Annotated in this window: 14 protein-coding genes; 10 read left to right on the forward strand and 4 right to left on the reverse strand. The window is 71.7% G+C overall.

The features are described 5' to 3' along the window. Positions 1–6 precede the first annotated feature (6 nt). Positions 7–402 carry a 30S ribosome-binding factor RbfA gene (gene rbfA, locus ACLFOB_RS00615; RefSeq protein ID WP_410918238.1) on the reverse strand — a complete coding sequence of 132 codons (396 nt, stop codon included), beginning with the start codon at positions 400–402 and terminating at the stop codon, positions 7–9. Positions 403–486: 84 nt separating this feature from the next. Between rbfA and dapB the strand changes: the two genes are divergently transcribed. Then, positions 487–1,305 carry a 4-hydroxy-tetrahydrodipicolinate reductase gene (gene dapB, locus ACLFOB_RS00620; RefSeq protein ID WP_410924318.1) on the forward strand — a complete coding sequence of 273 codons (819 nt, stop codon included), beginning with the start codon at positions 487–489 and terminating at the stop codon, positions 1,303–1,305. Between the two features lie 95 nt (positions 1,306–1,400). After that, positions 1,401–1,754: a dihydrodipicolinate reductase gene (locus ACLFOB_RS00625; protein WP_410924320.1), complete on the forward strand. Its 354-nt coding sequence runs from the start codon at positions 1,401–1,403 to the stop codon at positions 1,752–1,754. Between the two features lie 167 nt (positions 1,755–1,921). Here the strand turns inward: ACLFOB_RS00625 and ACLFOB_RS00630 are convergent, their stop codons facing one another. Together ACLFOB_RS00630 and ACLFOB_RS00635 are read right to left on the reverse strand one after the other, a co-directional pair. After that, positions 1,922–2,920: a type I glyceraldehyde-3-phosphate dehydrogenase gene (locus ACLFOB_RS00630; RefSeq protein WP_410924321.1), complete on the reverse strand. Its 999-nt coding sequence runs from the start codon at positions 2,918–2,920 to the stop codon at positions 1,922–1,924. A 156-nt stretch (positions 2,921–3,076) separates the two neighbouring features. Next, the gene (locus tag ACLFOB_RS00635; protein WP_410918479.1) at positions 3,077–3,256 is read right to left on the reverse strand and encodes a DUF1674 domain-containing protein; all 180 of its coding nucleotides are present in this window, start codon (positions 3,254–3,256) and stop codon (positions 3,077–3,079) included. 66 nt (positions 3,257–3,322) lie between these two features. Here ACLFOB_RS00635 and ACLFOB_RS00640 point away from each other — a divergent pair, with 66 nt between their 5' ends. From ACLFOB_RS00640 to ACLFOB_RS00670, 7 genes are all read left to right on the forward strand, one after another. Then, positions 3,323–4,612, forward strand: coding sequence for an RsmB/NOP family class I SAM-dependent RNA methyltransferase (locus ACLFOB_RS00640; protein WP_410924323.1), 1,290 nt, complete (start codon positions 3,323–3,325; stop codon positions 4,610–4,612). A 90-nt stretch (positions 4,613–4,702) separates the two neighbouring features. Beyond that, complete coding sequence (locus tag ACLFOB_RS00645; protein ID WP_410924325.1) at positions 4,703–6,466, forward strand: heparinase II/III family protein; 1,764 nt, start codon at positions 4,703–4,705, stop codon at positions 6,464–6,466. A gap of 19 nt (positions 6,467–6,485) precedes the next feature. After that, positions 6,486–8,075, forward strand: coding sequence for a bifunctional phosphoribosylaminoimidazolecarboxamide formyltransferase/IMP cyclohydrolase (gene purH, locus ACLFOB_RS00650; protein WP_410924327.1), 1,590 nt, complete (start codon positions 6,486–6,488; stop codon positions 8,073–8,075). A gap of 106 nt (positions 8,076–8,181) precedes the next feature. Then, entirely contained in the window at positions 8,182–8,661 is a 480-nt protein-coding gene (lspA, locus tag ACLFOB_RS00655; RefSeq protein WP_410924328.1) for a signal peptidase II, read from the forward strand. Positions 8,662–8,711: 50 nt separating this feature from the next. Further along, on the forward strand, positions 8,712–9,230 hold the full coding sequence (locus ACLFOB_RS00660; RefSeq protein WP_410917642.1) for a DUF3035 domain-containing protein: 519 nt from the start codon (positions 8,712–8,714) through the stop codon (positions 9,228–9,230). Positions 9,231–9,312: 82 nt separating this feature from the next. Next, positions 9,313–10,719 (forward strand): M16 family metallopeptidase, encoded by a 1,407-nt coding sequence (locus ACLFOB_RS00665; RefSeq protein WP_410924330.1) that lies wholly within the window; start codon positions 9,313–9,315, stop codon positions 10,717–10,719. After that, entirely contained in the window at positions 10,716–12,056 is a 1,341-nt protein-coding gene (locus ACLFOB_RS00670; RefSeq protein WP_410917644.1) for a M16 family metallopeptidase, read from the forward strand. Before ACLFOB_RS00665 ends, ACLFOB_RS00670 begins: the two co-directional genes overlap by 4 nt. A gap of 128 nt (positions 12,057–12,184) precedes the next feature. Here the strand turns inward: ACLFOB_RS00670 and dapA are convergent, their stop codons facing one another. Further along, positions 12,185–13,060 carry a 4-hydroxy-tetrahydrodipicolinate synthase gene (dapA, locus tag ACLFOB_RS00675; RefSeq protein ID WP_410917645.1) on the reverse strand — a complete coding sequence of 292 codons (876 nt, stop codon included), beginning with the start codon at positions 13,058–13,060 and terminating at the stop codon, positions 12,185–12,187. Positions 13,061–13,188: 128 nt separating this feature from the next. Between dapA and ACLFOB_RS00680 the strand changes: the two genes are divergently transcribed. Next, complete coding sequence (locus tag ACLFOB_RS00680) at positions 13,189–15,174, forward strand: transglycosylase SLT domain-containing protein (RefSeq protein ID WP_410924331.1); 1,986 nt, start codon at positions 13,189–13,191, stop codon at positions 15,172–15,174. Positions 15,175–15,228: the final 54 nt, after the last annotated feature.

Below are 15,228 nucleotides of genomic sequence, written 5' to 3' on the forward strand. Positions count from 1 at the left end.
GCGCGCCTAGTCCTCGGTGTCGCGCCGCACGTCGGGCTGCGCGAGCAGGCGGCGCGTCTCGTCCATGCGGTCGAAGCTCTCGTCGATGCGGAAGCGCAGTTCTGGCGCGAATTTCAGTTCCAGCCCCTTCGCCACCTGGCGCCGCAGCTCGGCGCGGTTGCGGTCGAGAAGCGCCAGCGCCTCGTCCTGCCCGCGCCCGCCCAGCGGCAGGACGAAGGCGGTCGCGACCTTGAGGTCGGGCGAGGTGCGCACCTCGCCCACGGTCAGCGACAGGCGGTTCAGATCGGGGTCGTGCACATCGCCGCGCATCAGAACGTCGGACAGACGCCGGCGGATCAGCTCACCCACGCGAAGCTGCCGTTGACTGGGGCCGCTCCGGCCCTGGGATCGGGGATGCGCCATGCCCGGACACTTAAGGCCGCGCGCCGGCTTTGCCAAGCGGTCGCCGCTGCGCTAGGGCTGCCGTTGGCAACGAAGGGGACGGGCATGGCGGATCTGCCGGGGATCGTGGTGACGGGCGTCTCGGGGCGCATGGGCCGGATGCTGGCCGAGGCGGTGCGCGACAGCCCGCGCGCCCGGCTGATCGGGGCGCTGGAGCGGCCGGGCCACGACTGGATCGGCCGCGATCTGGGCGAGGCGGCGGGCGGCGCGGCGATCGGCGTGACGGTGACGGATGACCCGCTCGAGGCCTTCGCGCGCGCCCGCGCGGTGCTGGATTTCACCACGCCGGAGGCGACGGTGGGCTTCGCCGAGATCGCGGCGCAGGCGCGGCTGGTCCATGTCATCGGCACGACCGGGATGGACGAGGCGCAGCTGGCCCGGATCGCCGCGGCGGCGCGGCACGCCACGGTGATCCGCGCGGGCAACATGAGCCTTGGCGTCAACCTTCTGGTGCAGCTCACGCGGCGGGTGGCGGCGGCGCTGGACGAGGATTTCGACATCGAGATCGTCGAGGCGCACCACCGCCACAAGGTGGATGCGCCCTCCGGCACCGCGCTGATGCTGGGGGCGGCGGCCGCCGAGGGGCGCGGCGCCATCCTGTCCGAGGTGGCCGACCGCGGCCGCGACGGCATGACGGGCGAACGGGCGCCGGGCGCCATCGGCTTTCACGCGGTGCGCGGCGGCGACATCGTGGGCGAGCACGAGGTGATCTTTGCCGGGGCGGGGGAGCGGATCGTGCTGCGCCATGTCGCCACCGATCGCGGCATCTTTGCCCGCGGGGCGCTGAAGGCCGCGCTCTGGGGGCAGGACAAGGGGCCGGGCGCGTTCGACATGGCCGATGTCCTGGGGCTTTCGGGCGCCTGATCGGCGAACCCTTGCCGATATCGCGCGCGGCCTTGATTTGGTGACGCTGCGGCACATCTTCGCGTCGGGAGCAAGCACCGAGGGGAAAGACCGCGATGCGTATCACCGCCGCAGCATTCGCCGCGCTGACCGTCTCCGCCGCGCCCGTCGCCGCGGAATTCGCCCGTGTGACCGACGAAAGCCAGTTCCGGCAGATCGTGCAGGGGCGCGAGCTGACCTATCCGCTCGTGCGCCTGCAGGTGGTCTCGGACGGCCGGATCGTGGGCAAGGGGGCCGGGCGCGAGGTTTCCGGCGAGTGGGACTGGCAGAACGGGCTGTTCTGCCGCGACCTCAACTGGGGGCAACGGGAGCTGGGCTACAACTGCCAGACCGTCGAGGTGCGCGGGAATACCGTGCGCTTCACCGCGGACGAAGGGCAGGGCGATCACGCAGACTTCCGCCTGCGCTGAGGCTCGACCTTCGGGAACGCGCGTTCCCGGGACGCATCCGGCATTCGGCGCCCGCAGGACCGCATCCGCAGATGCCTGGCAGGGCGAAGAGCATCGTTCCCCGGCTTGCCGTCAGCGGCGCGGCCCGCCGGGCCGGCAGACCCGGGTCGCGCCAGACGGCGGCAGCCTTATCGTTCCGCCGCCATCCGGCGCGCGACGTCCAGCATCCGGCAGGAATAGCCCCATTCGTTGTCGTACCAGCCGAAGACGCGCAAGAGGCCCGTGGCGTTGACCGAGGTTTCGGGCCCGCTCATCACCACCGATTCGCAGCGCCCGCGCAGGTCGGACGACACCAGCGGCTGATCCGTCCAGCCAAAGACCGGCCCCTCCCGCGCCGCCGCGCGCAACGCGTCGTTCACCGCCTCGGCCGTCACCGGCACAGCCGTGGCGACCGTCAGGTCCACGCAGGAGACGCTGGCGGTGGGCACGCGCAGCGCGCGCGCTTCCACGCGGCCCTCGAGATGCGGCAGAACCACGCCGATCAGCTTGCCGGCGGAGGTCGTGGTGGGCACCATCGACAGCGCGGCGGCGCGCGACCTCTCGGGGGTGCCGCGCGGCTTGTCCACGGTGGGCTGGCTGCCGGTGTAGCAATGCACCGTCGTCATGTGCCCGCTTTCCACGCCCCATGCCTCGTCGAGCAGCCGCAGGAGCGGCGCGAGCGCATTGGTCGTGCAGGAGGCGTTCGAGACGATCGCCTGACCGGCGAGCCGCGCTTCGTTGGCGCCCAGCACCACCGTCAGATCCGCGGCGGGGGAGGGACCGGAGATCAGCACGCGGGACGCGCCCGCCGTCAGCCCCTGTTCGGCGATCTCGCGCGTGCTCGCGCGGCCTGTGCATTCCATCACGATGTCCACGCCCGAGAGGTCCAGCGCCGAAAGATCCCGCGATCGCGTGAGCGGGATGCGGTGCGGGCCGGTGACGAAGGCGTTGTCTTCCGCGGTCACCGGGTCGCCCCAGGGGCCGAAGACACTGTCGTAGGCAAAGAGATAGGCCAGCAGGTCGCCGGCCTCGATATCGTTGATGTGCACCAGTTCGACCCCTGGCGCCCCTGACAGGATCTGCCGGGCGAGGGTGCGTCCGATTCGGCCGAAGCCGTTGATCGCCACGCGGACGGGGCGCTGGGTCATGGGGCCTCCGTGGAGCTGTTCATGGCCGGATGGCCGGTCGTGCGGGCTCTTGCAACCCGTCTCGTTTTGCGTTGCCCGACCGGGAATGGGCGCTCAGCATCGCCGTGCAAGCCGCGCCGGAGGAGCGAGGACGCCCGGAAGGGCGGACGCGCGCGCTCAGAAATCCACGGCGATGCCCTTGCGTTCCCAGTCGCCGTAGCGCACCGGCTCGGGACCGTCGCGGCCGCCCAGTTCCGGCGGAAGCTCCAGCGCCCTGGCCTTCTTGCGGCGCTCCTCGGCCTCGGCAAGGGCGCGCTGCGCCGCGGGCGGCAGGTCGTCGCGTGTGCTGTCGGTCATGGCCTTCCCCTGCTCTCGTGGCGCTGATATAGCCCTGCCTTCCGCCGCAGCCAAGCAGGTCGCCCGATGTCCCGACGCCCGCGCCCCGCCGGCCGCGAGGGCCAGCCGGCCCGCCGCGCGGCGCTGACGCTCTTTCTTTCCGTTCTCGACGAATGCCGCCCGCTGGCAGAGGAAGAGCCCGTGCTCGCCCCCCTGCCGCCCGCCGATCGCGCCCGTGCCCGGCGGCTGGTGCTCGGGGCGTTTCGCGGCCTCGCGCGCGCCGATGCGCTGCTTGCCCCGCGCCTGCAACGGCGCCCGCCGCCTGCGGCTTTGGCGGCGCTGCGCCTTGGCACCGTGGAGCTTGCGCAGGGCGGCGCGGCGCATGGCGTGGTCAACGACTGGGTGCAGGTCGTGGCCGGCGCGGGCCGCAAACCCGCCGCGGCGCGCGGCATGGTCAACGCGGTGCTGCGGCAAATGGCGCAGGTGGCGCCGGCGCAGTGGGATGCGCTTCCGGTGCCGGCGTTGCCCGACTGGCTGCGCGCGCCGATGGTCGCGGCCTGGGGCGAGGCAGCGGCGGCGGGGATAGAGGCTGCGCATCTGGCCGGCGCGCCGCTCGACATCACGCCAAAGGGCGACGCGGCGGCGCTGGCCGCGCGGCTGGGGGGCGAGGTGCTGCCCACCGGCTCTGTGCGCCTGTCGCGCGGCGCGCAGGTCTCGGCCCTGCCTGGCTATGCGGAGGGTGAGTGGTGGGTTCAGGACGCCGCCGCCGCGCTGCCCGCGCGTGCGCTCGCCGCCCGGCCGGGCGAGCGGGTGCTCGACCTTTGCGCCGCGCCCGGCGGCAAGACCATGCAGCTTGCCGCGACGGGGGCGGAGGTGACCGCGCTCGATCTCTCGCCCGCCCGGCTCGAGCGGGTGGCGGCCAACCTCGCGCGCACGGGCCTGTCGGCGCGGCTGCTGGCCGGGGATGCCCGCGACCACGCGGGCGGCCCCTACGACGCGATCCTGCTCGATGCGCCCTGTTCCGCCACAGGCACGATCCGCCGCCACCCGGAACTGCCGCACATCCGCGACGGCAGCGGCCTGCCGGACCTCGTGCAGTTGCAGGCGCAGATGATCGATCGTGCCGCCGCCCTGCTGGCGCCGGGAGGGCGGCTTGTCTGTTGCACCTGCTCGCTGCTTCCCGAAGAGGGCGAGGCGCAGGTTGCCGCGGCACTTGCGCGTCATCCTGCCCTGCGCCCGGACCCCGACGCCCTGTGCCTGCCCGGCGTTCAGGCCGACTGGATCGGCGCGCAGGGTCTGCGCCTGCGCCCGGATTACTGGGCCGAACTTGGCGGGATGGACGGATTCTTCGTCGCCGCACTGCGGCGCGTGGCCTGAACCCCTCACCGTGCCGGCCTGATTCGGCGGGCCGGTGACTTCATGCCGCGCTGTGGCTATGATCCGATGAAAGGGGCCGCGCAGGCGGGCATGGGGCGAACGGGCGGATATTTGCAGAAGTGGGGCGCGCGCTGGACGCGAGCCGCCAACCGCTATGCCGCCTGGCGTGCCACGCGCGGCCGCGCCGCGACCGCCTTCGTCTCGCAGCCCGAGCCGCGCACCATCGGCAGCTTGCCGCGCGGCCGTCAGCTTCTGGCCGGGAACCTGATGTTCGCGGGCCATCTGGTCGAGGCGCCGGAGGCCGACCTCTGGGATCTTGGCGTGCCCGACCGGGCCTTTCTGGACGAGACGCAGGAATTCGGCTGGCTCGACGATCTGGCGGCGGTGGGCGATGGGCGGGCGCGGCGGCTGGCGCAGCGCTGGCTTGCGGGCTGGATCGCGCGCTACGGCCGTGGCCGCGGGCCGGGCTGGACGCCCGACCTGACGGCGCGCCGGATGACGCGCTGGATGCATCACGCCGTCTTCCTGCTGCAGGGGCAGAGCGCGGAGGCACAGACGGCCTATTTCCGCGCGCTCGCCGCGCAGGCCGATTTCCTGTCGCGCCGGTGGAAAGCCACCTCGCCCGGCCTGCCGCGGTTCGAGGCGCTTTGCGGTCTGGTGCAGGCGGGCCTCGCGCTGGAGGGGATGGGCCGCCTGCTGGCGCCGGCGCAGAAGGGACTGGAACGCAGCTGCCGGGATCGGATCGACGCCGGCGGCGGCATCGCCACCCGCAACCCCGAGGAGCTGATGGAGGTGCTGAGCCTGCTTGCCTGGACCGAGGCGGCGCTGCGCGAGGCCGGCCGCGGGGCCGGGCCCGAGCACGCCGCCGCGATGCGGCGCATCGCGCCAGCGCTGCGCGCGCTGCGTCACGCCGACGGCAGCCTGCCGCGCTTTCACGGCGGCGGGCGCGGCGCGCAGGGCAGGCTTGACGCGGCGCTTTTCGCCGCAGGCGCGCGCGAGGTGCGGCACGAGGGCCTTGCCATGGGATACGCGCGGCTGTCCGCCGGCCGGACCAGCGTGATCGTGGATGCCGCGCCACCGCCATCGGGTGCCGCCAGCCGCGATGCCCATGCCGCGACACTGGCGATGGAAGTGACCTCGGGGCGCCGTCCGCTGATCGTCAATTGCGGTGCGGGCGAAGGCTTCGGTTCCGCCTGGCGCCGGGCGGCACGCTCCACGCCGTCGCATTCCACGCTGGTCGTCGAGGAGCTGTCGAGCGCGCAGCTGGGCGTGGCTGCGCCCGGTCAGCGCAGCGACCGCGCGCCGCTGGTGTCCGGCCCCGCGCGGGTGCCCGTCGAGGTCATGCAGACGGACACCGGCGCCCGCCGGTTCGAGGCCGGGCACGACGGCTACCTGGCGGAGTTCGGCCTGACCCATGCGCGGGTGCTGGAACTGTCGGCGGACGGCCGCACGATAGCGGGCGAGGACCTGCTGCTGGCGCTCGAGGAGGCGGACAAGCGCCGCTTCGACGCGGCGCTGGACGCGCGCCGGCTGCGCGGAATTGCCTGGCATCTGCGGTTTCACCTGCATCCCGACGCCGATGCGGAACTCGACATGGGCGGCCACGCGGTCTCTGTCGCGCTGCGCTCGGGCGAGATCTGGGTCTTTCGCCACGACGGGCGGGTGCGGATGACGCTGGAGCCTTCCGTCTACCTGGAGCGCGGGCGGCTCCGGCCGCGGGAGACGAAACAGATCGTTTTATCCGGCCGCGCGCTGGAGTATGGCACGCGTGTCCGCTGGTCCCTGGCCAAGGCGCAGGACACCGCGCTCGCGGTGCGCGACTTCGCGATGGACGCGGCGGACGCCTTGGAATGATACCCGGAGCCCGTGCCTCATGCCCGATCTCGTCCCGCTGCGCCGTGCGCTGATCTCCGTCTCCGACAAAACCGGCCTGACCGAACTGGGCCAGGCGCTGGTCGCGCGCGGGGTCGAGATCCTGTCAACCGGCGGCACGGCGCAGGCGCTTCGCGAGGCGGGCTGCCCGGTGACCGACGTGGCCGAGGTGACGGGGATGCCCGAGATGATGGGCGGCCGGGTCAAGACCCTGCATCCGGCGGTGCACGGCGGGCTGCTGGCACTGCGCGAGGATCCCGCGCATCTGACCGCGATGGAGGAGCACGGCATCGCGCCCATCGACCTTCTGGTGGTCAACCTCTACCCCTTCGAGGCGACGGTTGCGGCCGGCGCGGATGCGGCGCAGGCGATCGAGCAGATCGACATCGGCGGGCCGGCGATGATCCGCGCGGCGGCCAAGAACCACGCCCATGTCGCTGCCGTGGTGGATGTGGAGGATTATGCCGCGCTGCTGGCGGAACTCGAGGCCAACGATGGCGCGACGACGCTGGCCTTTCGGCAGGGGCTGGCGCTGACGGCCTTCGGGCGCACCGCGGCCTATGACGCGGCGGTGAGCGGCTGGATGGCCGGGCGCCTCGGCGTTTTCGCCCCGCGGCGGCGGGTGATGGCGGGCAGGCTTGCGGAGGAGCTGCGCTACGGCGAGAACCCGCACCAGCGCGCGGCTTTCTACACGGAGGGCGCGCCCGGGCCGAGCGTCGCCAGCGCCACGCAGCTGCAGGGCAAGGCACTGAGCTACAACAACATCAACGACACCGACGCGGCCCTTGCGCTGGCGGCCGAGTTCGCCGCCGCCGACGGGCCGGCCTGCGTGATCGTCAAGCACGCCAATCCCTGCGGCGTGGCGCGCGGTGCCTCGGCGCTCGAGGCCTATCGCAAGGCGCTCGACTGCGACCGGGTCAGCGCCTTCGGCGGGATCGTCGCGCTCAACACGCCACTCGATGCCGAGACGGCACGCGCGATCCTGGGGCTCTTCACCGAGGTGGTGATCGCGCCGGGGATCAGCGACGAGGCGCAGGCGCTCTTCGCCGAAAAGCCCAACCTGCGGCTGCTGCTGGCACCGGGGATGCCGGACCCGGCCGAGGCGGGCCTCGCCGTGAGGCAGGTGGCGGGCGGCTGGCTGGTGCAGGACGCCGACACCCGCATGGTCGCGCCCGAGGCGCTGCAGGTCGTCACGAAGCGCGCGCCCACGCCGGCGGAACTGGCCGACATGCGCTTTGCCTGGGCGGTGGCCAAGCACGTCAAATCCAACGCCATCGTCTACGCGAAGGACGGCGCCACCGTGGGCATCGGCGCCGGTCAGATGAGCCGCGTGGATTCGGCCCGCATCGCCGCCGAAAAGGCGCGCGCCATGGCCGGGGCGCTGGGACTGGGCGAGCCGCCCACGGTGGGCGCCGCCGTGGCCTCGGACGCCTTCTTTCCCTTCGCGGACGGGATCGAGGCGCTGGCCGCGGCGGGTGCCACGGCGGTGATCCAGCCCGGCGGCTCGATGCGCGACGCGGAGGTGATCGAGGCGGCCGAGGCGCACGGGATCGCCATGGTCCTTACCGGAGAGCGGCATTTCCGGCACTGAGCGCGGGCAAAGGGGGGGGCTCTGCCCCCCGTCCGGCTGCGCCGGACTCCCCCCGGGGTATTTTCAGCAAGAGGAAGGACCGACGGGTGCAGGAAGGGGCTGAACGGTGCGGCTGATGAGCTGGGTCGCGGTGGCGGTCTTCGTGATCGACCAGGCGCTGAAATACTACGTGGTGCATGTGCTGGCGCTGGCGCAGGTGCGGGCGATCGACGTGTTTCCGCCCTATCTGAACCTGCGCATGGCCTGGAACACGGGGATAAACTTCGGCCTGTTCTCCGGCGGATCGGACACGGCGCGCTGGGTGCTGATCGGCCTTGCGCTGGCGATCTCGCTCGCTGTCGTCGTCTGGATGTGGCGCGATCCTCCGGGGCGGTGGGGGCTGGTCGCGGCCGGGCTGCTGGTGGGAGGTGCGCTGGGCAACGTGGTCGACCGGCTGGTTTATGGCGCGGTGGCAGATTTCCTGAACATGTCGTGCTGCGGGATCGACAATCCCTTTGCCTTCAACGTGGCCGACATCTCGATCTTCGCGGGTGCGCTGGGGCTGGTGGTCTTCACCGGTGAGGGGTCGGGCAAGAAGACCCCGTGACGCGCGGCGCCGGATGGGATAGACCTGCGCCCGAACGACGGAGGGTGACGATGCGGGCGCTACGCTTGGCGGTGCTGGGACTGACCCTGACGGGGATTGCGGCCTGCAGCAACGACGGCCGGCTGCGGGATTTCTCGAATCCCGCCGAGGGGCCCGAGGAATTCGCCGTCGTGCCCAACAAACCCCTGCAGCAGCCGCCGTCCTTCGCGGAGCTTCCGCCGCCGGCGCCGGGCGGGGCCAGTCGCACGGACCTGACGCCCAATGCGGATGCGGTGGCGGCGCTGGGCGGCAACCCGGCGCGGCTTGCGCCCTCGGGCGTGCCGGCGTCGGACGCGGCGCTGGTGGCATCCGCGCAGCGTTACGGCGTGCCGGAGAACATCCGCTCCCAGCTTGCGGCGGAGGATGCGGCCTTCCGCAGGGGCAAGTCGCGGTTCACCAACATCCGGATCGTTGCCGTCGACCGCTACAGCCAGGCCTACCGCAGCCAGGCGCTCGATCCCTTCGAGGCGCAGCGGCAGTATCGCGCGGCGGGCGCGCGCACGCCGACCGCGCCCCCGGAGCTGCGTTGAGCGCGCTCACAAAGGCGTAGGCGCGGCTTGATCTCTTGTCGAAGCCGCCCAGTTGCAAGCTGGGCATGAATGGAGGTGGCGGATGCGCCGACTCGCGAAAACGCTGGCTGTGGTTCTGGCGCTTGGCCCGGCCGCAGCCGGGATGGCGGCAGAGAACGTCACGGGCTTCACCCTCGACAACGGGATGGAGGTCGTGGTGATCGAGGATCACCGCGCACCGCTCGTGGTGCACATGGTCTGGTATCGCGCGGGCGCGGCGGACGAGCCGCCGGGCCAGTCGGGCGCCGCGCATTTCCTCGAGCACCTGATGTTCAAGGGCACCGAAGAGCTTGAGCCGGGCGAGTTCTCGGCCACCGTCGCGGCGCAGGGCGGGCGGGACAATGCCTTTACCAGTTACGACTACACCGCCTATTTCCAGCGGGTGGCGGCCGACCGGCTGGGCCTGATGATGGAGATGGAAGCCGACCGGATGACCAACCTCGCACTTGCCGAGGAGGACATCGTGACAGAGCGCGGCGTCGTGCTGGAGGAGCGCAACCAGCGGGTGGAGAACGAGCCCGGCGCGCTCTTCCGCGAGCAGGTCTCGGCGGCGCTGTGGCTCAACCATCCCTACGGCGCGCCGGTGATCGGCTGGCAGCACGAGATCGCGGCGCTGGATGAGGCGGCGGTCAAGGCCTTCTACCGCCGCTTCTATGCGCCCAACAACGCGATCCTGATCGTGGCGGGCGACACCACGCCCGAAGAGGTTCGGCGGCTGGCCGAAGAACACTATGGCCCGATCCCGGAGAACCCCGCGGTAAGGGCCCTGGACCGGCCGAAGGAGCCGCCGCACCGCGCCGCCCGCCGCGTCAAGATGGAGGATGCGCGCGTCGCCCAGCCCTACGTGATGCGCCAGTATCGCGCGCCCAAGCGGAATCCGGGCGATCAGGAACAGGCCGCGGCACTGCTTCTGCTGGCCGAGATCCTGGGCGGCGGGCAGACCTCGGTCCTCACGCAGCGGCTGCAGTTCGAAGAGCAGCTTTCGGTCTATGCCGGGGCCTATTACGGCGCGACGCGGCGGGACGATTCGACCATCGGCTTCTTCGTCGTGCCCTCGGAGGGCGTGTCGCTGGAGGAAGCCGAGGAGGCGCTGGACCGCGTTCTGGAGGACTTCATGGAAACGGGCGTGGATTCCGAACAGCTGGATCGCATCAAGCTGCAGCTGCGCGCCTCGCTGATCTACGAGCGGGACGATGTGCAGGCGCTGGCCAACCGGTACGGCCGGGCGCTGGCCTCGGGCCTCACGCTCGACGATATCGCGGCCTGGCCCGAGGTGCTGCAGGCGGTGACCGAAGAGGACATCATGGCGGTGGCGCGCGAGGTGCTGGTTCCCGAAAGCTCGGTCACAGGCTGGCTGTCGGCTGGCGACTCGCCTGTCCCCGCGCCGGACGCGGGCCAGCCCGCGCTGCCGGACGCGGGGGCCGTGACGCCCGAGGAGGTGACGCAATGACGCCCCGTTTCTTCTCCCGTCTCGCGGCTGCGATGCTGCTGACGCTCGCCGCGGCCTTGCCCGCGCGCGCCGCGGTCGAGATCGAGGAAGTGACCAGCCCGGGCGGCATCACCGCATGGCTGGTCGAGGATCGGAACATTCCCTTCGTCGCGCTCGAAATCCGCTTTCAGGGCGGCACCTCGCTGGACGCGCCGGGCAAGCGGGGCGCGGTGCATCTGATGACCTCGCTGCTCGGGGAGGGCGCGGGCGACATGGACGCGCAGGGCTTTGCCCGCGCGGTCGAGGGCGTGGCGGCGGATTTCGACTATGACGCCGGCGACGACGTCGTCTCGGTCTCCGCCCGCTTCCTGACCGAGACGCGGGACGAGGCGGTGGAGTTGTTGCGTGCCTCGCTGGTCGAGCCGCGCTTCGATGCGGACGCGGTCGAGCGGGTCCGCGCGCAGGCGGTCTCGGCCATCCGGTCGGATCTGCAGGATCCGTCGGTGATCGCGGGCCGCGCCTTCGACAGGGTGGCCTTTGGCGATCATCCCTACGGCACCGCACCCGACGGCACGCCGGAAAGTGTCGCTGCGCTGACCCGCGACGACCTGATCGCGGCGCATGGCGACGCGCTCGCGCGCGACCGGATCTTCGTGGGCGCGGCGGGCGACATCACGGCAGAGGAACTGGGCGCGCTGCTCGACGAGCTCTTGGGCGATCTGCCGGCAGAGGGCGCGCCGCTGCCCGAGGACGCGGAAGTTGGCCTGTCAGGCGGCGTCAAGGTGGTGGAATTCGACACGCCGCAGTCGGTCGCGGTCTTCGGGCACGAGGGCCTGCCGCGCGACCACGAGGATTTCTTCGAGGCCTTCGTGCTGAACCAGATCGTGGGCGGCGGCGGCTTCGAAAGCCGTCTGATGCAGGAAGTGCGCGAGAAGCGGGGCCTGACCTACGGCGTCTATTCCTACCTCGCGCCGAAGGATCACGCGGCGCTCTACCTGGGGCGCGTGGCCTCTGCCAACGACCGCATCGCGGAGGCGATCGGGGTGATCCGCGACGAGTGGGAAAGCGTGGCCGAGGAGGGCGTGAGCGCGCAGGAGCTGGAGGATGCCAAGACCTATCTGACCGGCGCCTATCCGCTGCGCTTCGACGGGAACGGTCCGATCGCCAACATCCTCGTCGGCATGCAGATGGACGGGCTGCCGATCGACTATGCAGAGACCCGCAACGACAAGGTGCGTGCGATGACGCTGGAGGAAATCAACCGTGTCGCCGCCGACCTCTTCGATCCCGAAAGCCTGACCTTCGTCGTGGCCGGCCGGCCCGAGGGCCTGGAGGACGCCGAGCCCTTGTCGCAGTAAGGCGTGACGGGCAGTGAGGCGTGACGGTCAGTGAGGCGTGACCAGAAGTGAGGCTTGACCAGATCGTGCGGGCGCATCCCGCCACAGGGCGCACCGCAGGGTGCGACGAGCGCATGCCGCAGATGGCCTCAGTTGATCAAGCCGGCGTGGCGCATCGCGTCCCGCACGCGCGCCTTCGTGCCCTCTGTCAGACCGACGAGCGGCAGCCGCGTGTCGGGCTCGCACAGGTCCAGCACCGACAGGCCGAACTTCGCCCCCACCAGCCCCGGCTCCGCAAAGATCGCCTTGTGCAGCGGCATCAGCCGGTCCTGGATCGACAGCGCGCGGGCGTAGTCGTTGGCGAGGCAGGCCTCCTGCATCTCGGCACAGAGCCGCGGCGCCACGTTGGCCGTCACCGAAATGCAGCCGCGGCCGCCCTGCGCGTTGAAGCCGTGCGCGGTGGCATCCTCGCCCGAGATCTGCAGGAAATCGGGGCCGCAGAGCATCCGCTGCCGGCAGACACGGTCCAGATCGCCGGTCGCGTCCTTCACTCCCACGATGCGCGGCAGGCGCGCAAGCTCCGCCATCGTCTCCACGGACATGTCCACGGCCGAGCGGCCGGGGATGTTGTAGATGATGATCGGCAGTCCGGCGCAGTCGTGCAGCGCGCGGAAATGCGCGATCAGCCCGGCCTGCGTGGGCTTGTTGTAATAGGGCGTGACCACCAGCGCGCCATCGGCGCCCACCCGCTCTGCATGCTGGGTGAAGCGGATCGCCTCGTTCGTGTTGTTGGACCCGGTGCCGGCGATCACCGGCAGCCGCCCCGCGGCAAAACGAACGACAGAGGCCACGACCTCCTCGTGTTCGGCATGGGTCAGCGTGGGGCTTTCGCCAGTGGTGCCCACGGCAACAAGGCCGTGGCTGCCCTCTGCCACGTGCCAGTCCACCAGCCGTTCCAGCGCGGCGTAATCCACCGCGCCGTCCCGGAACGGCGTGACCAGCGCGGGCAGCGATCCCTGGAACATGACGCGCTCCTTCGTCCTTCTGCGAGCCGCGCGCGCCCGGCGATCGCCCGCCCAGGCCGGCGAGACGCCCTTGCTGCACCGTGCGGCCGCGATAATCTGCGCGTGTCTATGTTGCGCGGGAGGCCGGAATGCAAGCCGTAACCGTCCCTGCCGTGCGCCGCGCCGCCGGTCTGCTGCTGGCGCTTGCCGTCCTCCTGACCGCAGCAGCAGCCACCGCGCAACCGGCCGCCCCGCGGGCGCTGGACGAGGCGATGGATGCCCTGCGTGCGGGTGACTGGACACGCGCCGCCGAACTCGGGCAGCGCGACGGTCCGGCAGCCGCCGACGTGATCGAATGGCACCGCCTGCGCGAGGGTCGCGGCAGCGCGGAGGAGGTCATGGATTTCCTCTCGCGGAACCCGGACTGGCCCGGCCTCGACTGGCTGCGCCGCCGGTCGGAGGCGGCGATCGCCAAGGCGGACCCGGCGACGGTGCGTGCCTTCTTCGCGGAGAACCTTCCGCAGACGGGCGAGGGCGCGCTCGCCCATGCCGCAGCGCTCGAGGCCGCAGGGGAGACGGGCGCGGCGCAGGCGGAACTCGTGCTGGCGTGGCGCACACGGCCGCTGTCGGCCGCAGAGCACGCGTCGTTCGTCGCGCGCCATGGCGCGCTGCTGGCACCGCATCACACCGCGCGACTCGACATGGCGCTCTGGCAGGAGTGGCAGGACAACGCGCGCGCGATGCTTCCGCTGGTGCCGGAAGGATGGCGCGCGCTTGCAGAGGCGCGACTGGCGCTCGCCGCCGATGCGCCGGGCGTCGACACGCGGATCGCCGCGGTGCCCGCGCCGCTGGCAGATCATCCCGGCCTTGCCTACGAGCGCTTCGCCTGGCGGTTGCGGCGCGGACGCCTCGAGGATGCGGCGGACCTGCTGCTGGCGCAGAGCGACAGCGCCGAGACGCTGGGCGAGCCCGCCGTCTGGGCCGGGCCCCGCCGCACCCTCGCGCGGCTGCTCAAGCAGGAGGGGCGGCACGAGCTGGCCTATCGCGTGGCGGCCAGCCATCACACGGCGGCCATGGTCGGCTACGTCAGCGCCGAACTGGAATGGATCGCCGGCTATCTCGCGTTGCGCCACCTCGACCGGCCCGATGATGCGGTCGCTCACTTCGCCCGTTTCGCACAGGGCGTCGCTTCGCCGATCTCGCTGGGGCGCGCGGGCTACTGGCTGGGCCGCGCGCAGGAGGCGGCGGGCAATGCAGAGGGCGCCGCCGAGGCCTATGCGCTGGGCGCGGCGCATCAGAGCAGTTTCTACGGCCTGCTCGCGGCAGAGCGCGGCGGGCTGCCCTTCGATGCGACACTCGCGGGCGATGCGCCCGCGCCCGACTGGACGGGCGCCGCCTTCACCGACAGTTCGGTCTTTCGCGCGGGCGTCCTGCTGCTGGCGGCGGAAGAGCGGCGGCTGGGCGAACGCTTCCTCACCCATCTCGCCGAAAGCCTCGACCCGAAGGCGCTGGCGCAACTGGGCGCCATGCTGGATGACCTGGAAGAGCCACACGTCGCGGTCATGGTCGGCAAGCGGGCGGCACAGCGCGGAATTGTCGTGCCCGCCTCCTACTACGCGCTGCACCCGATGGCCGGCACAGGCTGGCCCGTGCCCACCGAACTCGCCCTCGCCATCGCGCGGAGGGAAAGCGAGTTCGACCCCTCGGTGGTCAGCGGCGCCGGCGCGCGCGGGTTGATGCAGGTGATGCCGGACACCGCGCGCGAGGTCGCGGGGCGGCTGGGGCTGGGCTACGACCACGACCGGCTGCTGAGCGACTGGACATTCAACGCGCAGCTCGGCACGGCCTACCTTGCCGAACTGGTGGAACGCTTCGAGGGCAACCCCGTGCTGGTGGCCGCGGCCTACAACGCCGGCCCCGCGCGCCCGATCCGCTGGACACGGGAGCTTGGCGACCCGCGCGATCCGGAGGTGGATGTCGTGGACTGGATCGAATCGATCCCGTTCGCGGAGACCCGCAACTACGTCATGCGCGTGACCGAGAGCTTGCCGGTCTACCGTGCCCGCCTGGGACTGTCCCCGCATCCGGTGCCCTTTTCCGAAGAACTCAAGGGCCAGACTCTGCACGGCGGCTAGGGCGCGGCGGCGAAGATTTTTCGATCGAAAAATCTTCGGATGCGGATGCGATCG

Origin of the sequence: Rhodosalinus sp., assembly GCF_046542825.1 — a bacterium.
Lineage (GTDB): Bacteria > Pseudomonadota > Alphaproteobacteria > Rhodobacterales > Rhodobacteraceae > Rhodosalinus.